Origin of the sequence: Klebsiella grimontii (assembly GCF_042137965.1) — a bacterium.
Taxonomy (GTDB): domain Bacteria; phylum Pseudomonadota; class Gammaproteobacteria; order Enterobacterales; family Enterobacteriaceae; genus Klebsiella; species Klebsiella grimontii.
In genome coordinates this window covers 1,197,665-1,221,731 of sequence record NZ_CP169721.1, presented here as the reverse complement: position 1 = coordinate 1,221,731, position 24,067 = coordinate 1,197,665, and the positions used below count along the sequence as shown (strand labels likewise).

At 60.8% G+C, this 24,067-nt stretch carries 23 protein-coding genes; 11 read left to right on the top strand and 12 right to left on the bottom strand.

Going from position 1 to position 24,067, the window contains the following annotated elements:
- Positions 1–48: 48 nt before the first annotated feature.
- Entirely contained in the window at positions 49–1,125 is a 1,077-nt protein-coding gene (gene mltB / locus ACE3MN_RS05890) for a lytic murein transglycosylase B (RefSeq protein ID WP_049099725.1), read from the bottom strand.
- Positions 1,126–1,387: 262 nt separating this feature from the next.
- Here mltB and srlA point away from each other — a divergent pair, with 262 nt between their 5' ends.
- From srlA to gutQ, 7 genes are all read left to right on the top strand, one after another.
- Positions 1,388–1,951 carry a PTS glucitol/sorbitol transporter subunit IIC gene (gene srlA / locus ACE3MN_RS05885; RefSeq protein WP_004104818.1) on the top strand — a complete coding sequence of 188 codons (564 nt, stop codon included), beginning with the start codon at positions 1,388–1,390 and terminating at the stop codon, positions 1,949–1,951.
- Positions 1,948–2,925 (top strand): PTS glucitol/sorbitol transporter subunit IIB, encoded by a 978-nt coding sequence (locus ACE3MN_RS05880; protein ID WP_004132226.1) that lies wholly within the window; start codon positions 1,948–1,950, stop codon positions 2,923–2,925. Before srlA ends, ACE3MN_RS05880 begins: the two co-directional genes overlap by 4 nt.
- A gap of 13 nt (positions 2,926–2,938) precedes the next feature.
- Positions 2,939–3,301, top strand: coding sequence for a PTS glucitol/sorbitol transporter subunit IIA (srlB, locus tag ACE3MN_RS05875; protein WP_004132227.1), 363 nt, complete (start codon positions 2,939–2,941; stop codon positions 3,299–3,301).
- Between the two features lie 17 nt (positions 3,302–3,318).
- Complete coding sequence (srlD, locus tag ACE3MN_RS05870; protein WP_004132228.1) at positions 3,319–4,098, top strand: sorbitol-6-phosphate dehydrogenase; 780 nt, start codon at positions 3,319–3,321, stop codon at positions 4,096–4,098.
- Between the two features lie 133 nt (positions 4,099–4,231).
- Positions 4,232–4,591 (top strand): transcriptional regulator GutM, encoded by a 360-nt coding sequence (gene gutM / locus ACE3MN_RS05865; protein WP_024358436.1) that lies wholly within the window; start codon positions 4,232–4,234, stop codon positions 4,589–4,591.
- A 68-nt stretch (positions 4,592–4,659) separates the two neighbouring features.
- Complete coding sequence (locus tag ACE3MN_RS05860) at positions 4,660–5,433, top strand: DNA-binding transcriptional repressor (RefSeq protein WP_049088690.1); 774 nt, start codon at positions 4,660–4,662, stop codon at positions 5,431–5,433.
- Positions 5,426–6,391 (top strand): arabinose-5-phosphate isomerase GutQ, encoded by a 966-nt coding sequence (gene gutQ / locus ACE3MN_RS05855; protein ID WP_224251419.1) that lies wholly within the window; start codon positions 5,426–5,428, stop codon positions 6,389–6,391. Before ACE3MN_RS05860 ends, gutQ begins: the two co-directional genes overlap by 8 nt.
- On the opposite strand, the gene norR is transcribed toward gutQ, so the two are convergent.
- Positions 6,354–7,898: a nitric oxide reductase transcriptional regulator NorR gene (gene norR, locus ACE3MN_RS05850; protein WP_375364307.1), complete on the bottom strand. Its 1,545-nt coding sequence runs from the start codon at positions 7,896–7,898 to the stop codon at positions 6,354–6,356. The two genes, gutQ and norR, sit on opposite strands and share 38 nt — an antisense overlap.
- 187 nt (positions 7,899–8,085) lie before the next feature.
- Between norR and norV the strand changes: the two genes are divergently transcribed.
- Positions 8,086–9,531 carry an anaerobic nitric oxide reductase flavorubredoxin gene (norV, locus tag ACE3MN_RS05845; RefSeq protein WP_049087231.1) on the top strand — a complete coding sequence of 482 codons (1,446 nt, stop codon included), beginning with the start codon at positions 8,086–8,088 and terminating at the stop codon, positions 9,529–9,531.
- Entirely contained in the window at positions 9,528–10,661 is a 1,134-nt protein-coding gene (norW, locus tag ACE3MN_RS05840) for an NADH:flavorubredoxin reductase NorW (protein ID WP_224251423.1), read from the top strand. The genes norV and norW overlap by 4 nt, the downstream gene beginning before the upstream one ends.
- Before the next feature lie 254 nt (positions 10,662–10,915).
- On the opposite strand, the gene ACE3MN_RS05835 is transcribed toward norW, so the two are convergent.
- From ACE3MN_RS05835 to ACE3MN_RS05820, 4 genes are all read right to left on the bottom strand, one after another.
- Entirely contained in the window at positions 10,916–11,929 is a 1,014-nt protein-coding gene (locus ACE3MN_RS05835; RefSeq protein ID WP_024358441.1) for a HoxN/HupN/NixA family nickel/cobalt transporter, read from the bottom strand.
- A gap of 11 nt (positions 11,930–11,940) precedes the next feature.
- Positions 11,941–14,160: a carbamoyltransferase HypF gene (hypF, locus tag ACE3MN_RS05830; protein ID WP_375364306.1), complete on the bottom strand. Its 2,220-nt coding sequence runs from the start codon at positions 14,158–14,160 to the stop codon at positions 11,941–11,943.
- A gap of 12 nt (positions 14,161–14,172) precedes the next feature.
- Positions 14,173–14,700 carry an electron transport protein HydN gene (hydN, locus tag ACE3MN_RS05825; protein WP_004124065.1) on the bottom strand — a complete coding sequence of 176 codons (528 nt, stop codon included), beginning with the start codon at positions 14,698–14,700 and terminating at the stop codon, positions 14,173–14,175.
- A 134-nt stretch (positions 14,701–14,834) separates the two neighbouring features.
- Positions 14,835–15,848 carry a LacI family DNA-binding transcriptional regulator gene (locus tag ACE3MN_RS05820; RefSeq protein WP_024358443.1) on the bottom strand — a complete coding sequence of 338 codons (1,014 nt, stop codon included), beginning with the start codon at positions 15,846–15,848 and terminating at the stop codon, positions 14,835–14,837.
- 256 nt (positions 15,849–16,104) lie between these two features.
- On the opposite strand from ACE3MN_RS05820, the gene ascF reads away from it, so the two are divergent.
- Positions 16,105–17,547: a PTS cellobiose/arbutin/salicin transporter subunit IIBC gene (ascF, locus tag ACE3MN_RS05815; protein ID WP_004134349.1), complete on the top strand. Its 1,443-nt coding sequence runs from the start codon at positions 16,105–16,107 to the stop codon at positions 17,545–17,547.
- A gap of 26 nt (positions 17,548–17,573) precedes the next feature.
- Positions 17,574–18,998: a 6-phospho-beta-glucosidase gene (locus tag ACE3MN_RS05810; RefSeq protein ID WP_024358445.1), complete on the top strand. Its 1,425-nt coding sequence runs from the start codon at positions 17,574–17,576 to the stop codon at positions 18,996–18,998.
- A gap of 212 nt (positions 18,999–19,210) precedes the next feature.
- Here the strand turns inward: ACE3MN_RS05810 and hycI are convergent, their stop codons facing one another.
- From hycI to ACE3MN_RS05780, 6 genes are read right to left on the bottom strand one after another with little or no spacing between them, the layout of a single operon-like run.
- Positions 19,211–19,696 (bottom strand): hydrogenase maturation peptidase HycI, encoded by a 486-nt coding sequence (hycI, locus tag ACE3MN_RS05805; RefSeq protein WP_024358446.1) that lies wholly within the window; start codon positions 19,694–19,696, stop codon positions 19,211–19,213.
- Entirely contained in the window at positions 19,689–20,099 is a 411-nt protein-coding gene (locus ACE3MN_RS05800; protein ID WP_004134344.1) for a formate hydrogenlyase maturation HycH family protein, read from the bottom strand. Before ACE3MN_RS05800 ends, hycI begins: the two co-directional genes overlap by 8 nt.
- Positions 20,096–20,863 carry an NADH-quinone oxidoreductase subunit B family protein gene (locus ACE3MN_RS05795; protein ID WP_004134342.1) on the bottom strand — a complete coding sequence of 256 codons (768 nt, stop codon included), beginning with the start codon at positions 20,861–20,863 and terminating at the stop codon, positions 20,096–20,098. The genes ACE3MN_RS05800 and ACE3MN_RS05795 overlap by 4 nt, the downstream gene beginning before the upstream one ends.
- A complete protein-coding gene (locus tag ACE3MN_RS05790) occupies positions 20,863–21,405 on the bottom strand; it encodes a formate hydrogenlyase complex iron-sulfur subunit (RefSeq protein WP_004134341.1) in 543 nt (180 codons plus the stop codon). The genes ACE3MN_RS05795 and ACE3MN_RS05790 overlap by 1 nt, the downstream gene beginning before the upstream one ends.
- 9 nt (positions 21,406–21,414) lie before the next feature.
- Positions 21,415–23,124 (bottom strand): formate hydrogenlyase subunit HycE, encoded by a 1,710-nt coding sequence (hycE, locus tag ACE3MN_RS05785; RefSeq protein ID WP_024358448.1) that lies wholly within the window; start codon positions 23,122–23,124, stop codon positions 21,415–21,417.
- A 17-nt stretch (positions 23,125–23,141) separates the two neighbouring features.
- On the bottom strand, positions 23,142–24,065 hold the full coding sequence (locus ACE3MN_RS05780) for a respiratory chain complex I subunit 1 family protein (RefSeq protein WP_049087235.1): 924 nt from the start codon (positions 24,063–24,065) through the stop codon (positions 23,142–23,144).
- Positions 24,066–24,067: the final 2 nt, after the last annotated feature.

Here is a 24,067-nt window from a genome sequence, read left to right as displayed (position 1 = left end):
AAATGTTACAGACTCCTCTCCGGACGGAGAGGAGCGCAGAAGGCGGGATTACTGCATGCGGGCCTGAGAAACCGCCAGACCCAGCTGCCAGACGGCCATCGCGTAATGGGTGCTGTGGTTATAGCGGGTAATGGTGTAGAAGTTCGGCAGGCCGTACCAGTACTGGTAGCCAGTGCCGACGTCCAGACGCAGCAGGCTCGCCTGCTGATGGTTACCCAGCGGCTGAGTCGGGGTAAGTCCTGCCGCCGCCAGCTGCGAGACGCTGTATTTGGTTTTGAACCCATTGTTCAGCCCAGGCGCCTGGCCTAGCGCCTGTACCGCCACGAGATCGCCGCTCACCCAGCCGTGCTGCTTGAAGTAGTTCGCCACGCTGCCGATCGCATCGACCGGATCCCACAGGTTGATATGCCCGTCACCGTTAAAGTCCACGGCGTACTGCTTATAAGAAGAGGGCATAAACTGACCGTAGCCCATCGCGCCGGCGAAGGAGCCTTTCAGATCGAGCGGGTCGTCCTGTTCGCTGCGCGCCATCAGCAGGAACGTTTCCAGCTCGCTGGAGAAGTACTCAGCGCGGCGCGGATAGTTAAACGACAGCGTCGCCAGCGCATCAAGGATGCGGGTTTTCCCCATCACCCGGCCCCAGCGGGTCTCGACGCCAATAATCCCGACGACAATCTCCGGCGGCACGCCGTATACCTGGTACGCGCGGTTGAGCGCATCCTGATACTGGTTCCAGAACGCCACGCCGTTCTGCACGTTATCCGGGGTAATAAACTGCTTTTTGTAGCGCAGCCAGGCGCCGTTTGGCCCTGACGGCGGCAGCCCGGTGGGCGCCTGACGGTCCATCAGACGCAGCACGTAATCCAGGCGTTTGGCCTGGGAGAGGATTTGATGCAACTGCTGTCGGTCGAAGCCGTGCTTGCTCACCATTTTATCAATGAACTGTTCCGCCGCCGGGTTATTGGCGAAATCGCCGCTCATCTCCATCACATTATGCTGCGGCTCGAGTAAAAAACCGCCCGTACCGCCCGCCATTTCCTTTTCAGCAGGAGTTTGAGGTTTGCTGCTGCAGGCAGCGAGGAGAACGCACAGGGGGAGTAAAGCCAGGGAACGACGCTTCAACATGGGACATCCATTTAACAAATCGGCAAGGGGTAATTATGGTAAAGCATGCGCCCGCTCACAAGGAAGCGGCGGCAATGTAAATTCTTTTTTATCGCTCTTTTTCCTCCCACCCCGCCGGATCCTTCGCTCATTTCAGCCACAATCTTTCAAAATAAAATATTTATCTTTCATTTTGCGATCAATATAACAATTTCAAACCTTTTAAAATGATTAAAATCAGCTGCCAGTTAGCAAGAAAAATAACACGCTGAAGGAGAGAACAATGATTGAAGTCGTTACCCACGGCGCCGAATGGTTTATCGGCCTGTTTCAGAAGGGAGGCGAGGTGTTCACCGGTATGGTCACCGGGATCCTGCCTTTGCTGATCAGTCTGCTGGTGATCATGAACGCGCTGATCAACTTTATTGGTCAGCAGCGGATCGAAAAGCTGGCGCAACGCTGCGCCGGTAATCCGATCTCCCGCTACCTGCTGCTGCCCTGCATCGGCACCTTCGTTTTCTGTAACCCGATGACCCTGAGCCTTGGGCGCTTTATGCCCGAGAAATACAAACCGAGCTACTACGCGGCGGCCTCCTACAGCTGCCACTCAATGAACGGCCTGTTTCCGCACATCAACCCCGGCGAACTGTTCGTCTATCTGGGGATCGCCAATGGACTCACCACCCTCGGTCTGCCGTTAGGGCCGCTGGCGGTGAGCTATCTGCTGGTGGGCCTGGTGACGAACTTCTTCCGCGGCTGGGTGACCGACCTGACCACGTCGATTTTTGAGAAAAAAATGGCCATCCAGCTTGAGCAGAAAGTGCATCTGTCAGGAGCGACATCATGACCCGTATTCGCATTGAAAAAGGCGCCGGCGGCTGGGGCGGCCCGCTCGAACTCGACGCCGTTGCCGATAAAAAGATTGTCTATATCACCGCGGGCACCCGCCCGGCGATCGTCGATAAAATTGCCCGCCTCACCGGCTGGCAGGCGGTCGATGGCTTCAAAGAGGGCGAGCCGCCGGAAGCGGAAATCGGCGTGGCGATTATCGACTGCGGCGGCACCCTGCGCTGCGGTATCTACCCGAAGCGCCGCATCCCGACCATTAATATCCACGCGACCGGCAAATCGGGTCCGCTGGCGCAGTATATCGTCGAAGACATTTACGTTTCCGGCGTCAAAGAGGAGAACATTTTCGCCCTGGAAGAGGGGCACTCCCCGGCCCCGCAGGCCGCGCCTGCCCAGCCGGCGGCCCGCGACTATGACACCAGCAAAAAGATCACCGAGCAGAGCGACGGCCTGCTGGCCAAAGTTGGTATGGGAATGGGCTCCGTCGTGGCGGTGCTGTTCCAGGCCGGGCGCGACACCATCGATACGGTGCTAAAAACCATTCTGCCGTTTATGGCCTTCGTCTCGGCGCTGATCGGCATCATCATGGCCTCCGGCATCGGCGACTGGATTGCCCACGGTCTGGCGCCGCTCGCCAGCCATCCGCTGGGCCTCGTCACCCTGGCGCTGATCTGCTCCTTCCCGCTGCTGTCGCCGTTTCTCGGCCCCGGCGCGGTCATCGCCCAGGTTATCGGCGTGCTGATTGGCGTGCAGATTGGCCTTGGCAATATTCCGCCGCATCTCGCCCTGCCCGCGCTGTTCGCCATCAACGCCCAGGCCGCCTGCGATTTTATCCCGGTTGGCCTGTCGCTGGCGGAAGCGCGCCAGGACACCGTGCGCGTCGGCGTACCGTCGGTTCTGGTGAGCCGCTTCCTGACCGGCGCGCCAACGGTGCTGATCGCCTGGTTCGTTTCCGGATTTATTTACCAATAAGAGGTGCCTGAAGATGACCGTGATTTACCAGACCACCATTACCCATATCGGCGCCAGCGCGGCGATGGCGCTGGACGAGCAGATGCTGATCACCTTCCGCGAAGGCGCCCCGGCCGATATCGAAGAGTACTGCTTTATTCACAACCACGGCGAGCTCTCCGGCGCGCTGGTGCCGGGCGCTGAGCTCCAGCTTGGCGAGCTGCGCTACCCGGTCACCGCCGTCGGCGACGTCGCCGAGCAGAACCTGCGCGAGCTGGGCCATATCACGCTGCGCTTTGACGGTCACCGCGAAGCGGAATTCCCCGGAACCGTACACGTGGCGGGCCCGGTGCCGGAAGGCATCGCCGCCGGCTGCGTACTGAAATTTGTTGCTTAAGCTGTAAGGAGAAAAGTATGAATCAGGTTGCTGTTGTCATTGGTGGGGGACAAACCTTAGGGGAGTTTCTGTGTCGCGGGCTTGCCGCAGAAGGCTATCGCGTGGCGGTGGTCGATATTCAGAGCGATAAAGCGACCCGCGTCGCACAGTCGATTAACGCGGAATATGGCGAAGGAACGGCGTGGGGCTTCGGCGCGGACGCCACCAGCGAAGCCAGCGTCGTCGCCCTCGCCCGCGGGGTGGACGACATTTTTTCCCGCGTCGACCTGCTGGTCTATAGCGCCGGGATCGCTAAAGCGGCGTTTATCAGCGATTTCGCGCTGGGGGATTTCGACCGCTCGCTGCAGGTGAATCTGGTGGGCTACTTCCTTTGCGCCCGCGAGTTTTCCCGCCTGATGATCCGCGACGGCATTAAAGGTCGCATCATTCAGATCAACTCTAAATCCGGCAAAGTGGGCAGCAAGCATAACTCCGGCTATAGCGCGGCGAAGTTCGGCGGCGTGGGGCTGACGCAGTCGCTGGCGCTGGACCTCGCGGAGTACGGGATTACCGTGCACTCCCTGATGCTCGGCAACCTGCTGAAGTCGCCGATGTTCCAGTCTCTGCTGCCGCAGTACGCCACCAAGCTGGGGATCCCGGAGGAGCAGGTCGAGCAGTATTACATCGACAAAGTCCCGCTGAAGCGCGGCTGCGATTACCAGGACGTACTTAACGTGTTGATGTTTTACGCCAGCCCGCAGGCTTCCTACTGCACCGGCCAGTCCATTAACGTCACCGGCGGGCAGGTGATGTTTTAAAACGTTGCGCACTGTTTTCCCGGAGGCGATGCTGCGCATCTGTCCGGGCTACCGATTATGCGGCTTTCTGGTAGCCCGGACAGGCGCAACGCGCCGCCTCCGGGGGAATTTTCCCACACTTTAAGGAGATTTTATGGTTACCGCGCTCATCACCGTCGCCGCCATCGCCTGGATAACCCAGCTTGCCTTTGGCGGCTGGCAAATCCGCCAGTTCAATCGCGCGTTCGATCGGCTGTGCCAGCAGGGCCGCGTCGGCGTGGGCCGCTCCTCGGGGCGGTTCAAGCCGCGGGCCGTCGTCGCCATCGCCGTCGACGAAGACGACCGCATCCGCGATACGCTGTTAATGAAAGGCCTCACCGTCTTCGCCAGGCCGCGAAAAATTCCCGCTCTCCACGGCAAACATCTTAAGGAATTGCAGCCTGATGTGATCTTTCCCAATGATCCGCTCTGTCAGAATGCACTATCATTAGCGCTTAATCCGAAACATGGATAATTTCGTTGTGAACGTTAATATCTTGCGAAATTATCATTTCGAAACTTTAAACGCAGGATACAACGCCTATGAAACCACGTCAGCGCCAGGCAGCCATTCTCGAGCACCTGCAATCGCAGGGCAAATGCTCGGTCGAAGAGCTGGCGCAACACTTCGACACCACCGGCACGACCATCCGTAAGGATCTGGTGATCCTTGAGAATGCCGGTACCGTTATCCGCACCTACGGCGGCGTGGTGTTAAATAAAGACGAGGCCGACCCGCCCATCGACCACAAAACGCTGATCAACACCCATAAAAAAGAGCGGATTGCCGAAGCCGCGGTCAGCTTTATTCACGATGGCGACTCGATCATTCTTGATGCCGGCAGCACCGTACTGCAAATGGTGCCGATGCTCAGCCGCTTCAACAACATCACCGTGATGACCAACAGCCTGCATATCGTCAACGCCCTCTCCGAACTGGATAATGAGCAAACCATCCTGATGCCGGGCGGCACGTTTCGCAAGAAATCGGCCTCTTTTCACGGCCAGCTGGCGGAAAACGCCTTCGAACAATTCAGCTTCGACCGCCTGTTTATGGGCACCGACGGGATTGATTTAATCGCCGGCGTCACCACCTTTAATGAGGTTTATACGGTCAGCAAAGCGATGTGCAATGCCGCCCGCGAAGTTATCCTGATGGCCGACTCGTCAAAGTTTGGCCGTAAAAGTCCCAATATCGTCTGCGGCCTCGAGAGCGTGGACAAACTGATTACCGATGCCGATATCAGCCCGGAATTTAAGCAGGCGCTGGAAGACAAAGGCATCGAAGTCATTATTACTGGAGAACATCATGAGTAACTTTCTGTTAGAAGCCGGACGCCAGACCCTAATGCTGGAGCTTCAGGAGGCGAGCCGCCTGCCTGAACGCCTGGGCGACGACTTCATCCGCGCGGCGGAAACCATCATCCACTGCGAGGGCAAACTGGTGGTCTCCGGTATCGGCAAATCGGGCCATATTGGTAAAAAGCTGGCCGCCACCTTCGCCAGTACCGGCACCCCGGCATTTTTCGTCCACCCGGCGGAAGCGCTGCACGGCGATCTCGGGATGCTCGACAGCCGCGACGTGATGCTGTTTATCTCCTACTCCGGCAGCGCCAAAGAGCTGGATCTTATCGTCCCGCGCCTGGAGGAGAAGTCGATTCCGCTGCTGGCGATGACCGGTAAATCCACGTCGCCGCTGGCGCTGGCGGCGAAAGCGGTGCTCGATATCGCGGTGGAACGCGAAGCCTGCCCGATGCACCTCGCCCCAACCTCCAGCACCGTCAATACCCTGATGCTCGGCGACGCGCTGGCGATGGCGGTGATGCAGGCCCGCGGCTTTAACGAAGAAGATTTTGCCCGTTCGCACCCGGCTGGGGCGCTGGGCGCGCGGCTGCTGAACAAGGTTCACCATCTGATGCGCCGTGACGGCGACGTGCCGCGCGTAGACGTCGACACCAGCGTGATGGACGCGATGCTCGAACTCAGCCGCACCGGCCTGGGGCTGGTGGCGGTCTGCGATGAGCGCAATCACGTGCAGGGCGTGTTTACCGACGGCGACCTGCGCCGCTGGCTGGTGGGCGGCGGCAACCTGCAGGATATCGTCAGCCAGGCGATGACCCGCAACGGCGTCACCCTGCAGGCGGAAAGCCGCGCGATAGAAGCCAAAGAGCGCCTGATGAAGCACAAAATCAGCGCCGCTCCGGTGGTGGATAAAAACGGCCAGCTGGTCGGCGCGATTAACCTGCAGAACTTTTATCAGGCCGGGATCCTTTAAGGCCCAGACGCTTCGCCAGCCGGTGCAGGTTGGCGACGTCGAGCCCCAGCGCGCGGGCGGCGGCGGCCCAGTTGCGGCCGTTAGCCGCCAGCGCGCTGGCTATCGCTTCGCGCTGGAACGCCTCCGTCGCCTCACGCAGGCTCACCGCTTCCGCCGCCGGCTGCGGGCTGACGCCCGGCAAGGCCGGCGCTTCCCCGGCCAGCTGAAAATGCTGCGGCTCCAGCACGATGTCATTACCCGCCTGCGTCGCCCGCGCCAGCACCACCGCCCGATGAATCGCGTGCTCCAGCTCGCGCACGTTGCCCGGCCACGGCCAGGCCAGCAGTCTGGCCCGCGTCGCCTCGCTTAAAATCACCTGCGCCAGCCCCATGCGCAAACGGCACTGTTCGCAGAAATAGCCGGCCAGCAGCACCACGTCATTTTCCCGCTCGCGCAGCGCCGGAACCGATAGCGGAAACACGCTCAGACGATGATACAGATCGGCGCGAAAACGCCCCTCCACCACCTCCTGACGCAGGTCGCGGTTGGTGGCCGCCAGCACCCGCACATCAACCCGCAGGCTGCGATCGTCGCCGACGCGCTGAATATCGCCATACTGCAGCACCCGCAGCAGCTTGGCCTGCAGCGCCAGCGACAGCTCGCCGATTTCATCGAGGAACAGCGTCCCGTTGTCCGCCATTTCAAATTTACCGCTGCGGTTGCTGATCGCCCCGGTAAACGCCCCTTTAACGTGACCAAACAGCTCGCTCTCCGCCACGCTCTCCGGCAGGGCCGCGCAGTTAAGGTACACCAGCGGATTGGCCGCCCGCGGCGATCCCTGATGGACCGCTTTCGCCACCAGCTCTTTGCCGGTCCCGGTCTCGCCGCTAATCAGCACGTTTAAGTCGGAAGCCGCGACGATGTCGATCTCCTTCTTCAGCTGCAGCATCGGCGCCGACAGGCCAATGATCTCCTGACGTTCGGCTGGCGGATATACGATAGCCTGCTCCGGCAGCACGTTTTGGCTCTCCAGCCGGGCGATCAGCAGCGCGTTATTCAGCGCCCCGGCCACCAGCGCGGCAATCAAGCGCAGCTCCTCGTCGCTGAAGCTGTCAAAACGGTCCGCATCCATGCCGTCGAGGGTCAGCGCGCCGATCAGGGTTTGCCCGGCAAACAGCGGCAGGCCGACGCAGGCGTGCACCTTCAGGCTCTCCTGACCGGGGATCAGCCCATCATAGGGGTCCGGCAGGCTGCTATCCGCCGGGAAACGCACCACGTCCCCCGCGCGGGCAATCGCCTCCAGCCGCGGGTGGCCTTCAAGGGCAAAGCGCCGGCCAAGCACGTCCTGGGCCAGGCCATCAATCGCCAGCGGCACAAACTGGTGCGCTTCGTAACGCAGCAGCGCCGAAGCATCGCAGCCGAGTATCTGCCGCAGGGTGGTAATCAGCCGGGAAAAACGGTCGGCGTGGCCGAGATCGCTTTGTAAATCAATGGCGATTTTCGCCAGGGCCTCGACGGAGAAACTCATTGTCGCCTCATAGTCATTCTGACAATCCACATAGTCATATCGACTATTTTAACCATTGTCATTTTGACATCAACAGATTTATCGGAAAATAAAAAACACATTAAATTCAATAAATTAAAAACATGGCACGCATCTTGATATAAGCAAAATATCTTTTTTGAACAACGCTGAATTAATTGAGGTTGCTATGTCTATTCTGGTTAAAAATAACATTCATTGGGTTGGCCAACGCGACTGGGAAGTGCGTGATTTCCACGGGACTGAATACAAAACGCTGCGCGGCAGCAGCTACAACAGCTATCTCATCCGGGAAGAAAAAAATGTGCTGATCGATACCGTCGATCATAAATTCAGTCGCGAATTCGTGCAGAACCTGCGCGGTGAAATTGACCTCGCCGATATCGATTACATCATTATCAACCATGCGGAAGAGGATCATGCCGGCGCGCTGACCGAACTGATGACGCAAATCCCGGATACCCCGATCTACTGCACCGCCAACGCTATCGACTCCATTACCGGCCACCACCATCACCCGGAGTGGAACTTTAAGGTGGTGAAAACCGGCGACAGCCTGGATATCGGCAACGGCAAACAGCTGATTTTCGTCGAAACCCCGATGCTGCACTGGCCGGATAGCATGATGACCTATATGACCGGCGACGCGGTGCTGTTCAGCAACGACGCCTTCGGCCAGCACTACTGCGATGAGCATCTGTTTAATGATGAAGTTGACCAGGTTGAGCTTTATGAACAGTGCCAGCGCTACTACGCCAACATTCTGACCCCGTTCAGCCGCCTGGTGACGCCGAAAATTAGTGAAATCCTCGGCTTCAACCTGCCGGTAGATATGATTGCCACCTCCCACGGCGTGGTCTGGCGCGATAACCCGACGCAGATCGTCGAAAAATATCTCGAGTGGGCGGCGGATTATCAGGAAGACCGCATCACCATTTTCTACGACACCATGTCCAACAACACCCGCATGATGGCCGACGCGATCGCCCAGGGCATTACCGACGTGGACCCCCGCGTAGCGGTGAAAATTTTCAACGTCGCCCGCAGCGATAAAAACGACATTCTGACCAACGTGTTCCGCTCGAAGGGCGTGCTGGTCGGCACCTCCACCATGAACAACGTGATGATGCCGAAAATAGCAGGGCTGGTGGAAGAGATGACCGGCCTGCGTTTTCGTAACAAGCGCGCCAGCGCCTTTGGCTCCCACGGTTGGAGCGGCGGCGCGGTTGATCGCCTGTCCACGCGTTTACAGGATGCAGGCTTTGAAATGTCCCTGAGCCTGAAGGCCAAATGGCGCCCGGACCTTGACGCGCTGGAATTGTGCCGCGAACACGGTCGTCAGATCGCCCGCCAGTGGGCCCTCTCCCCGCTGCCGGCGAGCGAGGCGCAACCAGCCGCGCCTGAGGCAACGCCCTGCGCCGCGCCCGCGGTAGCCGATCTCGGCCCGAAAATGCAGTGCAGCGTTTGCCAGTGGATTTACGACCCCGAACAGGGCGAACCGAACCAGGACGTTCAGCCGGGTACACCCTGGAGCGAAGTCCCGGATAACTTCCTCTGCCCTGAATGTTCGCTGGGTAAAGATGTGTTTGATGTGCTGGCGTCGGAGGCAAAATGAGTGATGGCATCGTCATCATCGGCTCGGGCTTCGCGGCCCGTCAGTTGGTGAAAAATATTCGCAAGCAGGACCCGAACATCCCGCTGACCCTGATCGCCGCCGACAGCATGGATGAGTACAACAAGCCGGATCTCAGCCATGTGGTCAGCCGCGGGCAGAACGCCGACGATCTGACCCTGCAAACGGCGGGCGAGTTTGCCGAGCAGTACAATCTGCGCCTGTTTCCGCATACCTGGGTCAGCGATATCGACGCCGATAATCAGGTTGTGAAGAGCCAGGACCGCGAGTGGCGCTATGACAAACTGGTGCTGGCCACCGGCGCGACGCCGTTTATCCCGCCGGTGCCGGGCCGCGAGCTGATGCTAACCCTCAACAGCCAGCGGGAATACGGCGCGGCGCAAAGCCAGCTGCGCGATGCAAAAAGGGTGCTGATCGTCGGCGGCGGGCTGATTGGCTGCGAGCTGGCGATGGATTTCTGCCGCGCCGGCAAAGCGGTGACGGTGGTGGATAACTCCGCCAGCATGCTGTCGGCGCTGATGCCGCCGGAAGCCAGCAGCCGACTGCAGCATCGTCTGACCGACATGGGCGTGGATCTGATGCTGAAGTCGCAGCTGCAAAGCCTGGCGCAGAACGCCGACGGAATTCGCGTCACTCTTGACCGCCAGCGTACGCTGACGGTGGATGCGGTGGTCGCCGCCGCCGGTTTGCGCCCGGAAACGGCGCTGGCGCGGCATGCGGGTCTGCAGACGCACCGCGGCGTGGTGGTGAACAGCCAGCTACAAACCAGCCATCCGGCAATTTACGCCCTCGGCGATTGCGCGGAAATCAACGGCATGGTCCTGCCGTTCCTGCAGCCGATTCTGCTGAGCGCCATGTGCCTGGGGAAAAATCTGCTGACTCAGCAGGGAGAACTGAAGCTGCCGCCGATGCTGGTGAAGGTTAAAACGCCGGATTTACCGCTGCACCTGGCGGGCGATACCCGGCGCGAGGATCTGACGTGGCATATCGTTGCCGCCAAAGACGGCCTGGTCGCGAAAGGCGTTGACGCCGAAAACCAGCTGCGCGCTTTTGTGGTCAGCGAGGATCGTATGAAAGACGCCTTTGCGCTGCTCAAGCAGTTGGTGAGTTAGCCTGTATGAACTGACGTTATTCCCGGGTCGCGGCGTAAACGCCTTACCCGGGCTACCCAGCCGCGCATACAGATTCACAGCAGCCTGCGGTCCTGTAGCCCGGGCAGGCGCTTTGCGCCGCCCCCGGGAGCAGCGCGCAGAGTGGCATAATTTCCCGGAGGCGATGCTTGCGCATCTGTCCGGGCTACCGGCCAGCAGATGGCCATTAACCTGTAGCCCGGCTAAGCGCAGCGCGAGCCGGGGAAATGCCCAACCTACCGCGCCAGGTTATCGTATCCGCGCCAGCGGTAGTTGAGTACCGACAGCACCCAGCAGGCCACGAACAGCCCGACCACCACAAAACCGGCGTCGCCGAGATGGTCATTCAATGCGCCGATCCAGCGCCAGACGCCGCCGCTGAGGGAAAACTTATCCATCACCAGTCCCAGCGCTTCCAGGCCGCCGATAAACAGCGCCACCACCACCGAGGTGCCGGTAATGGTCATATTGTAATAGAGCTTACGCTGCGGCTTACTGAACGCCCAGCCGTAGGCGCCGACCATCAGCACGTTATCAAGCGTATCCACCAGCGCCATCCCGCTGGCGAACAGCGCCGGAAAAACCATAATCGACCAAATCGACATCCCGCTCGACGCGCTGGCCGCAGAAATCCCCAGCACGCCGATTTCCGTCGCCGTATCAAAGCCGAGGCCAAACAGAAAGCCCACCAGATACATCTGCCAGCTGCGGTTAATCAGGCGGAAGGTTTTCCCGAACACCCAGCTCATCATGCCGCCGCCGGTCATGACCTCATCGCTCACCTTTTCGCCCTGCTTCCACGCCCGAAAGCTGCGCCAGACGCTGCGCAAAATGACCAGATTGATAAACGCCATAGCCAGCAGGAACAGCGCCGACACGGCAGTGCCGATAACGCTGCCGGTCTCGTGAAACCAGCTCATCTGCTGGCCAAACGCGGTGGCGGTCGCGGCAATCGCCGCCGACGCCAGCACCACAATCGACGAATGTCCCAGCGAGAACCACGCGCCAACGGCAAAAGGCCGCTTCCCCTGCTGCATCATTTTGCGGGTCACGTTGTCGATCGCCGCGATATGGTCGGCGTCCACCGCGTGGCGCAGACCGTAACCCCAGGCCAGCAGGCTGGCGGCCATCAGCGCGCCGCTGCCGCCGAACGCCGCAAACGCCCAGCCCCAGGCCAGCAAATTGGCGGCAATCAATGCCAGCACCAGCGCCGCTGCGCGCGGCTGCTGACGCAAAATCGTCACTATCATGTCGGTGTCCTTTAAGCCTGCAGGCGGGCCGCAGCGATAACCGCCTGGCCGAGGGCAATCGCGCCATCGCCTGCGGGCAGCTGCTGCGGAAAGAGCAGAGTAAAATCGGCCAGATAAAAGGTCAATCGCGCCGTCAGCAGGCGGTTGTGCAGTACCCCACCGCCGAAGGCGAGCGTGTGAATATTGCGCGCGTTCGCGTAATCGCGCATCATCGCCGCCAGCCCGCGGGCCAGCGCATCATGAAAGGCCCAGGCTTTTTGCGCCGGACTCGCCTGCCAGCTCAGCCACCGCTGCCAGAACGTCGCCAGATCCAGTTTTCCATCGCGCCACGGCAGCGTCGCCGGATGATCAACCCCTTCGCAGGTCGCCGCCAGCGCTTCCAGACGGCACGCCGCTTCCCCCTCATAGCTCAGGGTGAGCGGGGCGCAGCCCAGCGCGCAGGCGACGGCATCAAACAGCCGTCCGCACGACGACGCTTTGGGCGCATTTATGCCGCGCTCAATCGCTCGCGCCAGCAGCGGCCAGTTTTGCTGACGCAGTGCGGCGGTTGCAGGATAATCTTGCCAGTCAGGGACAAATGCCAGGCAGTGGGCGAGCAGATTGCGCCACGGCTGACGCGCCGCGAGGTCGCCGCCGGGCAGCGCCACCGCCGGCAGCCCGCCAAGACGCTCGCACTCGCGATAGTTGACCCGCAGGCATTCGCCGCCCCACAGCTCGCCGTTCTCCCCCATCCCGATACCGTCGAGGGTCAGGGCAATCACGTCGCCGCCGTCCAGCGGCCAGCGATGCTCGGCCAGGCAGGCGGCAGCGTGGGCATGATGATGCAACACGCGCTCCACCGGTAGCGCCAGCGACGCCGCCCACCGCGAAGCGCGGTAGCCGGGATGGGCGTCAGCCACCACCCGCTGCGGGGTAAAAGCGTAAATCTCCTGCATCAGACGCAGCGCCTGTCGCCACTGCTCTTCGACGCCCTCGTCGTCGAGATCGCCAAAATGCTGGCTGAGCACCGCTTCATCGCCGCGCAGCAGGCAGAAGGTATTTTTCATCTCCGCGCCGAGGGCCAGCAGCGGCGGCGCGTCGCAAAAGCCCGGCGGCAGCGCCAGCGCGTCCGGCACGTAGCCGCGGGCGCGGCGCAGCATCTCGCCGCTTTGCCGCACCACCGAATCATCCATCCGCTGCACAATCTCGCGGTTATGCAGCAGAAAACCGTCGGCAATCGCGGCTAAATCCGCCAGCGCGTCTTCATTAGTCAGCGCTGGCGGGCGGCCGCTAAGATTGCCGGAGGTCATCACCAAGGGGCGCGCCAGCGCCTGCGAAAGTAAATGCTGCAATGGATTAGACGGCAGCATCCCCCCTACTTCCGCAAGCCCCGGCGCAATTTCATCGCACAGGCCGTCAATCTGCGTTTTATCCAGCAGCACGATCGGCGCGGCGGGAGAGGTCAGCAGCGTCACCGCTGGTCCGCTGAGCCCTGCCGTCGTCGCCAGCATCACCGCCAGCGGTTTCGCCGGGCGATGCTTACGCGCCCGCAGCGTCGCCACGGCAGCGCGATTTCCGGCATCGCACACTAGATGAAAACCGCCCAGCCCCTTCACCGCCACGATATCACCCGCCCGCAGGCGAGCAATCGCCGCGTCTAAAGCGGCCTCACCAAATAAATGCCCCTTCGGGCCGCGCCACTCCAGCCGCGGGCCGCACTCGGCGCAGGCCACCGGCTGCGCGTGAAAGCGGCGATCGGCGGGATGGCGATACTCCGCCGCGCAGGCGGGGCAAAGAGGAAACGGCGACATAGCGGTCAGCGGGCGGTCGTAGGGCATGGCGCGAATAATGGTAAAGCGCGGCCCGCAGTGGGTGCAGTTGATAAACGGATAGCGGTAGCGGCGATCCTGCGGGTTGTTCATCTCCGCCAGGCATGCCGGGCAGGTGGCGGCATCGGGCACGATCTGCGTGCGCATGCTCCCGGCCCCGCTCTGGCGGATGGTGAAATCCAGCGGCGCGACGGCCCAGACAAACGGCTGAGTTTCGGTGCTATCGATACGCGCCAGCGGCGGGCAGCGGCGGGTTAACGCGCTGAGAAAGGCCGCATCATCGCCGACAAGGCGCACCAGCACGCCGTCGCCGTCGTTGCACACGTCGCCGCGCACTCCCAGCTGCTGCGCCAACTGCCAGACGAAGGGGCGGAATCCCACCCCCTGCACTTTACCGCGAATGCGGATCTGCACCCCGTTCATTGCGCGGCCGGATTACCAGGCCAGCGCGGTGCGGCGGCGTTTTTCGATATTCATCTGTTCGAGCCTGTTGCGGTCGACGCAAATCAGCGCGTGGGTCGGACAGGCGTCCATACAGGCTGGGCCTTCCTCACGGTGATAGCACAGGTCGCATTTGTTGGCTTCGGCTTTTTCCGCTATCACGTTCAGCCCCGCGCCGCTGTGGCGAATAACCGGGCGCACCACCACTTCCATGGCGCCGTACGGGCAGGCCACCACGCAGGTTTTGCAGCCGATGCAGCGCTCCTGCATCACGTGGACGAAGCCCTGGTCGCGGCTGATGGCGCCGTTCGGGCAGACGTTGGCGCACGGGGCGTCCTCACACTGACGACAGGCGGTGGCCGTCGACACGTTGACGCCTTTGATCACGTGAATACGCGGTAAAAAGGTTTTTGGCGTCAGCGCGGCGCAGTCCTGATTTTCCTGATGAGAGACCACGCAGGCCACTTCACAGGTGCGGCAGCCGATGCATTTGCTCGCGTCGGCGATAATGAAACGGTTCATCCATTTCTCCAGCTGTAAGAAGGTTACGCGCCGGAGTATGCATAATACGTTCCAACTTTTATCTTACTGATATTAAAGAGGATAATTACGGGGGAGACTGTCATCGTCAGTTGTGACGATGACAGCTGTCGACGTCAGGCGTGCGGGCCGGGGACCATCGAGTCGCGTTCGATCAGCTCGCCGGGGAAGGTTTGCTGAAATTTAAGATCGCCGCCGTCGAGCATAAAGATCAGCCGGTTGATGCTCTCTTTGATCATCTCCGTCACCGGCACTTTGACGCTGGAGAGGGCCGGCACCATATACGGCGCCAGCACGATATCGTCAAAACCCACCACCGAGACCTGCTCCGGCACCTTAACGCCGAGCTGATGCAGCTGTTTCATCGCGCCAACCGCCATATCGTCGTTGCTCGCCACCAGCGCGCTGTAGCCGACGCGGCGCTGGCGCAGCGTTTCGACCCCCGCCGCGCCGGTTTCCGGCGTCCAGCGCCCTTCGACGATCAGATCGTTATTCACCGCAATGCTGTGGCGGGCCAGCGCGTCTTTATAGCCCGAGAGCCGCTCAACGCCGGTTGGCGAATCCAGCGAACCGGTAATAAACGCGATATCGCGATGGCCGAGCGCGATAAGCTTTTCCACCGCCATCGTCGCCGAGGCCTTTTGATCGGACCAGACGCAGTGGCTGGCGTTGCGGCGCAGGCGGCGGTTGAGCACCATGATCGGCCGCTCATGATTTTCGATAATCTCGTCCATCTCATCAACGCTGAGAAAGCGCGGATAGATAATAATCGCATCGCAGCGCAGATCGAGCAGATACTGAATCGCCTCGCGCTCCTCCTCCGCGCTGTGCTTGCCGTCGGCGAGGATCAGCTGCCGCCCTTTGTCTTCTGTCATCCGCGCCACGTGGTAAAGCAGTTCGCTGAAATAGACGCCGTGATAAAGGGTGTTGGTCACCACCAGCCCGAGGGTCTGCGTCTTTTTCGTCGCCAGGTTGCGCGCCAGCAGATTCGGCCGGTAGCCGCTTTCGGCCACCGCCTGGAAGACGCGATCTTTGGTCTCCTGGCTGACATAGCCGTTCCCCGACAGCACCCGCGAAACGGTGGCCTTCGACACCCCCGCGCGCTTCGCGACCTCCAGCATTGTTGCCATGTGGTTATTCCTGTTGCCAATGTTGCCCGCAGTGTACTGCACGCGCGGCGCTTTTTCAGCATTTGCGCGTATCCCGCGCTGACGCACACTCCGCGATCAAAATCACAAAATCGAGATCTTATTTTTTTATTTCTTGTATGCATTCATGAAACTAATCATGATTTTGTGGAACCGGTTTCCTATATATGCATCATGCCGCTCCGCTTTCCGGCGCGGTGACAAGCCAGTACCCCATTGATAAACAGGATAAAATCCGATGTCTAAAAATTATGCAGCTCTGGCGCAGCAGGTTGTGGCGGCAATTGGCGGCGCAGATAACGTGGCCGCCGTCACCCACTGCATGACCCGCCTGCGTTTTGTGGTCAAAGACAACGAGCGGGTCGACAGCGCCACCCTCAAAGGGCTGAAAGGCGTACTCGGCGTCGTGCGTAGCGATAACCAGTGTCAGGTCATCATCGGCAATACCGTCTCCCAGGCCTACCGCGAGGTGGTCGCCCTGCTGCCGGGGGATCTGCGCCCTGTCGAACCGCAGGGGAAACCGCCGATCACCCTGAAGCGCATCGGCGCCGGGATCCTCGACGCGCTGATCGGCACCATGTCGCCGCTGATCCCGGCGATTATCGGCGGATCGATGGTCAAGCTGCTGGCGATGATCTTAGAGATGACCGGCGCGCTGCCGAAAGGCGCGCCAACGCTGACCATCCTGACGGTTATCGGCGACGGCGCGTTCTTCTTCCTGCCGCTGATGGTCGCGGCCTCCGCGGCGGTGAAATTTAAAACCAATATGTCGCTGGCGATTGCGATTGCCGGGGTGCTGGTGCACCCGAGCTTTATCGAGCTGATGGCCAAAGCCGCCCAGGGCGAGCACGTGGAGTTCGCCTTTATTCCGGTGACGGCGGTGAAATATACCTATACCGTGATCCCGGCGCTGGTGATGACCTGGTGCCTCTCTTATATCGAACGCTGGGTCGACCGCATCACCCCGGCGGTGACGAAAAACTTCCTTAAACCGATGCTGATCGTGCTGATTGCCGCCCCGCTGTCGATTCTGCTGATTGGCCCGCTCGGTATCTGGATCGGTAGCGCCATTTCCGCGCTGGTCTATACGATCCACAGCTACCTCGGCTGGCTGTCGGTGGCGATTATGGGCGCCCTGTGGCCGCTGCTGGTGATGACCGGGATGCACCGCGTCTTCACGCCGACTATCATTCAGACCATCGCCGAAACCGGCAAAGAGGGCATGGTGATGCCGTCGGAAATCGGCGCCAACCTGTCGCTGGGCGGCTCATCGCTGGCGGTGGCATGGAAAACCAAAAACCCTGAGCTGCGCCAGACGGCGCTGGCGGCCGCGGCTTCCGCGATTCTGGCGGGGATTTCCGAACCGGCGCTGTACGGCGTGGCGGTGCGGCTGAAGCGACCGCTTATCGCCAGCCTGATCAGCGGCTTTATCTGCGGCGCGGTGGCCGGGATTGCCGGGCTCGCCAGCCACTCGATGGCGGCGCCGGGCCTGTTTACCAGCGTCCAGTTTTTCGACCCGGCCAATCCGATGACCATCGTCTGGGTCTTTGGCGTCATGGCGCTGGCGGTCGTGCTGTCGTTTGTTCTGACGCTGATGCTCGGCTTTGAAGATATACCGGTTGAAGAAGCCGCCGCCGACGCCAGACAGCGTCAGGCCGGCGCCCAGGCTTCTCACGCCTGAACACCATTTTATTAACGAGGTAACGCATGGCGACTTTTCCACAGGGATTTTTATGGGGCGGCGCACTGGCCGCCAACCAGTCCGAAGGGGCCTGGCTGGAGGGCGGCAAAGGGCCGACCACCGTCGATATGATTCCCCACGGCGCGCACCGCCTGGCGGTCAAGCTGGGGCAAGAGAAACGCTTCGCGCCGCGCGACGATGAGTTCTACCCGAGCCACGAGGCGATCGATTTTTATCATCGTTATAAAGAAGATATCGCCCTGATGGCCGAGATGGGCTTTAGCGTTTTCCGCACCTCTATCGCCTGGAGCCGCCTGTTTCCAAAAGGTGATGAACAAGAGCCGAACCCGGAAGGGATCGCCTTCTACCGCTCGCTGTTCGAGGAGTGTAAAAAGCATAATATCGAGCCGCTGGTGACGCTGTGCCATTTCGACGTGCCGATGCACCTGGTCACCGAGTACGGCTCCTGGCGCAATCGTAAAATGGTGGAATTTTTCACCCGCTACGCCCGTACCTGTTTTGAAGCCTTTGATGGGTTAGTGAAATACTGGCTTACCTTCAATGAAATCAACATCATGCTGCATAGCCCATTCTCCGGCGCCGGTCTGGTGTTTGAAGAGGGGGAAAATCAGGAGCAGGTGAAATACCAGGCCGCCCATCATGAACTGGTCGCCAGCGCCTTAGCGACCAAAATCGCCCACGAGGTGAATCCGCAAAATCAGGTCGGCTGTATGCTGGCGGGCGGCAATTTCTACCCTTACTCCTGTAAGCCGGAAGACGTGTGGATGGCGCTGGAGAAAGATCGCGAGAACCTGTTCTTTATCGATGTCCAGGCGCGCGGCGCGTACCCGGTGTGGGCGGCGCGGGTATTCCGCGAGAAAGGCGTGACCATCGCCAAAGAAGCGGGCGATGATGAAATCCTGCGCCATACCGTCGATTTCGTCTCCTTCAGCTACTACGCTTCGCGCTGCGCGTCGGCGGAGATGAACGCCGGCAACACCAGCGCCGCCAATATCGTTAAGTCGCTGAAAAACCCGTACATCAAAGCCAGCGAATGGGGCTGGGGCATCGACCCGCTCGGCCTGCGTATCACCATGAATATGATGTATGACCGCTACCAGAAACCGCTGTTCCTCGTGGAGAACGGTCTCGGCGCGCGCGATGAGATTGACGCTAACGGCGAGATCAACGACGACTACCGTATCAGCTATCTGCGCGAGCATATTCAGGCGATGGGCGACGCCATCGAAGATGGCATCCCGGTGATGGGCTATACCAGCTGGGGCTGTATCGATCTGGTGTCCGCCTCCACCGGCGAGATGAGCAAGCGCTACGGCTTTGTCTACGTTGACCGCGACGATGCCGGTCACGGCACGCTGGCGCGCAGGCGCAAGAAGTCGTTCTGGTGGTATAAGAAGGTGATTGCCAGCAACGGGGAAGATTTGGCGTAGAAATTTTCCCGGCTCGCGCTGCGCTTAGCCGGGCTACAGGTTCATCAACGTCCGCGGACCGGTAGCCCGGACAGATGCGCAGCATCGCCTCCGGGAATGATAAACGCTACGGGTGACAAAAGTAGCCGTAGCCCGGGTAAGGCGTTTACGCCGCGACCCGGGAAAAAAGTACACTTGCTCCCTCCTGGCCGAACTCCCGGCTCGCGCTGCGCTTAGCCGGGGAACGCCGGCTCCTCTGCCGCTTCCAGCGCCGCGAAACCGCCCTGCCCCTGCCAGCCATCAAGCCGCGCGTACACCGTCGCGACCGCGTCCTTGATCGGCTGGGTCATCGGATAATAAAAGCCGACGATATCCGGCTGAATGCCTAAGAAAATCACCTCGCCGACATCCTCTTTTAGCTGATCGATCAGATAGTTGAGCGGCATATTGTGGGTGGTCATCATAAACATCTCGGCGATATCGTCCGGGTCGACGATACGGATCTCGCCGGGGTTCAGGCCCATATCGGTAGCATCGACGATCAGCAGGCGCTCGGGGCGCAGCTCGCGAATGGCGACGATGTCGTTTTCCGGCGCGCTGCCGCCGTCAATCACCACCCACTCGCCGACGGGATTAGCCGCGCACATCTCCGCCAGCAGCGGGCCGGCGCCGTCGTCGCCCATCATACTGTTGCCGACACAGAGTAAAACGTCAGTCACGGAGTCTCCTCACCATCAGATAGATGGCGCTTTCCTGGTGAATATCATGCAGCATGCTGAGCAGGGTTTTGCTCCATGCCTGCTGCTCGGGGGTCTGCCGGGCCTGCGCTTTATCAAACGCGTTGGCCAGCATCGCCACATGATTGCTATCGATGACGATCTCGCCGTACTTCGGCACGCCTTCCATTTTGCGCCGCGCGACGCTGCCCTCTTCGAGGGTCGCAATCCACGCCAGATACGCCTGCCACGGGCAGCTCAGCGCCGCCTCCAGGCAGTCGATCACGCCGAGGTGGTGGCCAATCGCCAGGCTGTAATAGACCACCTGCTGCGCCTGGTCGGGCGTGGCGTCGTTCTCATCAATAAATTTACGGCTCAGTTGACTGAACACCACCGTCTCGCTCATCGGATACGCGCTCCCTCGACCACCTGGTTCAGATGGGTGACGATCTCGGTCAGACGCGGATCTTTTTCCGCCTCCAGCCAGCGCACCACCTGGCTATCGCCCTGCGCCAGCAGGCGCATATAGTCGTCGGCAATCTGGCGACCATAGCGATAGCCCGCCAGGCGACGCGCTTCGCGGTCAATGCGCACCCGCAGCGGCTGTACCATATCCGGGTGCAGAAGCTCGGTCGGCCGTGCATCCTGTTCCCCCGGCAGACGGGCGTGGATTTTCTGCTCCAGCAGGCCCAGCGCCATCGCGAAGCCATACAGCGTCGCGGCAGGCGTCGGCGGGCAGCCGGGAATATAGACGTCTACCGGCACGATTTTATCGGTCCCGCCCCACACGCAGTAGAGGTCGTGGAAGATGCCGCCGCTGTTGCCGCAGGCGCCGTAGGAGATACAGATTTTCGGGTCCGGCGCGGACTGCCACGCGCGTAGCGCGGGAGAACGCATCGCCCGGGTCACCGCCCCGGTAAACAGCAGAATATCGGCGTGACGCGGCGACGGCACCACTTTGATACCAAAACGCTCGGCGTCGAACAGCGGCGACAGGGTAGCGAAAATCTCGATTTCGCAGCCGTTGCAGCCGCCGCAGTCCACCCGATAGACGTAGGCGGAACGCTTAATTTTTTTCAGCAGCGAGGCCTTCATGCTGGCGATGGATTCATCCACCGTCATCGGCAGCGGAATGCCGTTTTCATCGCGCGGGCCTAATAAATTGCTCATCAGCTGGCCTCTCTCATATGGCGAGTCAGTTCAATACGGTCGGACGGCACCAGGCACTTCTGGCGTTTACACTCCGGGCAGGTCTCAAAGCTTTCGCGATGCAGCTCGGCGCGGCTGTCGCCGTTGTGTTTGAGCAGCGCGATGGCGTAGTCGATCTCTTTCTGTACGGCGAACGGCCGTTCGCATACCCGACAGTGGCAGATGGCAAAACGCGACTGCTGGAGGAAATCCTCTTTTTTCCACACCGCCAGCTCGTACTCCTGAGAGAGCCTAATCGCCGCCGTCGGGCAGACCTCTTCGCAGCGCCCGCAAAAGATGCAGCGCCCGAGGTTGAACTGCCACCCCAGTTGGTTGGCGGCCAGATCGGTCTCCACCGTCAGGGCGTTCGACGGGCAGGCGTTAACGCAGGCGGCGCAGCCGATGCACTGCTGCGGATTATGCTCCGGTTTGCCGCGGAAGTTTTTATCCACCGGCATCGGCTCCAGCGGGTATGAGTGCGTCGCGGTGCCGGTTTTGATGACTTTTTTAATAAAGGTAAACATGGCGATTCCTTATTTCAGCGGCGAGTTCTTACGCTCGATGCTGTAGCGCTCCAGCTCTTTGTACGGCACCACTTTGCTTTTCTTCTTGCGCACGTCGACCACGGTCATGCGGTCGGTACAGGAGTAGCACGGGTCGAGGCTGCCGATAATCAGCGGCGCGTCGGAAACGGTATTGCCGCGCAGCATATAGCGCAGGGTCGGCCAGTTGGCGTAGGTCGCCGCCCGGCAGCGCCAGCGGTACAGCTTCTGGTTGTCGCCGGTCATGCTCCAGTGGATATCATCCCCGCGCGGCGCTTCCGAGAAGCCGAGCGCGAAGCGGTGCGGAATATAGGTGAAGCCCTCCACCATCAGCGGGCCGCCCGGCAGGTTATCAAGGCCGAAGTCGATCATATTCAGCGCGGTATAGACTTCGTTGATACGCACCTTGAGGCGCGAAATCACGTCGCAGCCCTGCTCGCTGTGGACGGTCATCGGCAGCAGGCCGTAGCCGACAAACGGGTGATCGGCGCGGGTATCGCGGGCGTGGCCGCTGGCGCGCACCATCGGGCCGACGTTGCTGAAGTCGCGGGCGATTTGCGGGTCGAGACGACCGATTCCGACCGTGCGCTGCTCCATATTCGGCGTGCTGAGCAGCATGTCCACCAGCTCCTGCACGTCGCGGCGCATCTGCTGCGCCAGCTGGCGGGTCTGGATCATGTCCTCTTTCAGCAGATCGCGACGAATGCCGCCAATCAGGTTCAGGCCGTAGGTTTTACGCGCCCCGGTGAGAATTTCCGCCATCTTCATCGAGGTTTCGCGCACGCGGAAGAACTGCATAAACCCGGAGTCGAAGCCGGTGAAGTGGCAGGCGAGGCCGAGGTTCAGCAGGTGCGAGTGCAGGCGCTCCACCTCCAGCAGAATGGCGCGGATCATCTGCGCGCGCTCCGGCACCACGATGCCCATCGCGTTTTCCACCGAGGTGGTATAGGCGGTGCTGTGGGCGAAGCCGCAGATGCCGCACACGCGGTCCGAGAGGAAGGTGACTTCGTTGTAGCCCATGCGGGTTTCCGCCAGCTTTTCCATCCCGCGGTGGACGTAGAACAGGCGATAGTCGGCGTCGATAATATTCTCGCCGTCAACGAACAGGCGGAAGTGGCCCGGTTCGTCGGAGGTGACGTGCAGCGGGCCAATCGGCACCACGTTGTTCTTTTTAGTCCCCAGCTCGTTGATAAACTCGTAGGTTTCGGCGTCGGTGGTCGGCGCCGGACGCTGGCGGTAGTCCATGCTGTCTTTACGCAGCGGATAGAGTTCATCCGGCCAGTCGTCCGGCAGCACCAGCCGGCGCTCGTCCGGCAGCCCCACCGGCACCAGGCCGTACATATCGCGCACTTCGCGCTCGCCCCACACGGCGGCAGGCACGCGCGGCGTCACCGACGGGTATTCCGGTTTGTTGGCGTCCACCTCCACGCGCACGGTGATCCAGCATTTCGTGCCCTGCTCCATCGACAAGACGTAATAGACGGCGTAATGACCGTTCAGCTTGCGTTCGTCATTGCCGAACAGCACCGACAGCCAGCCGCCCTGCTTGTAATACAGGAACTCGACCACTTCCGGCAGATAGTTGACCTTTACCGTGACCGTCAGCTGGTCTTTGGTCTGCCAGGCTTCATCCAGCACCACGCCCGGAAAGGTTTGGTGCAGCGCGGCGAGATAATGTTGACCGATTTTTTCTTCAGACATGCTCAAACTCTCTTAAATCACGCCACCAGCAAGGAGACGAAGGCTAAAAAGGCAAAACCAAACCCGGCCCAGGTGACGCGGGAGGTGGCGCAAAAGCGCAGACGCGCCATGCTGTTTTCGAACAGCGCAATCACCAGCACGCCAAGCACCAGCTTGACGACGGCAACCACCAGCGCCAGCAGCAGACCGCCGACGCTAAAGCTGGTCATCTGTCCCCACGGGATAAATACGCCGACGAACATCTGCAGGACCACCAACTGCTTGAGGCTGATGCCCCACTTCAGCACGCCGAAGCCGCTGCCGCTGTATTCCGAGAGCGGACCTTCCTGAAGCTCCTGCTCCGCTTCCGCCAGGTCGAAGGGCAGCTTGCCCATTTCGATAAAAGTAGCGAAGGCGCAAGCGCACAGCGCCAGAATCAGCGGAAGAGTGCGGGCGGTGGGCCAGTGGTAAATGGTGTCGGCGATGCTGCTGATATGGGTGGAACCGGCGACCTGCGCCGCGACCCACAGGCCGAGCAGCAGGATAGGCTCGACCAGCACGCCGAGCATCGCTTCGCGGCTCGCCCCGATAGCGGTAAACGGACTGCCGGTATCAAGGCCGGAGATAGCGAAGAAGAAACGGGCAATGGCGAACAGGTAGATCAGAGTGATCAGGTCCCCCAGCCCCGCCATCGGCGAGTCAACGGTCACCACCGGCAGCGCGGTGGCGATGGTCAGCATCACGCCGACCATCACGTACGGCGTCAGGCGGAAGACCCAGCCGGAAGCATCCGGGCCAACGCTCTGACGGCCCAGCAGCTTCAGGATATCCCGGTACTCCTGCAGCACACCCGGGCCGCGGCGGTTATGCAGGCGCGCGCGGGCGACGCGGGTCACCCCGGACAACAGCGGCGCGGCGGCGAACAGCGCCAGCGCCTGCAACAATGCAATTAATACGCTCATTC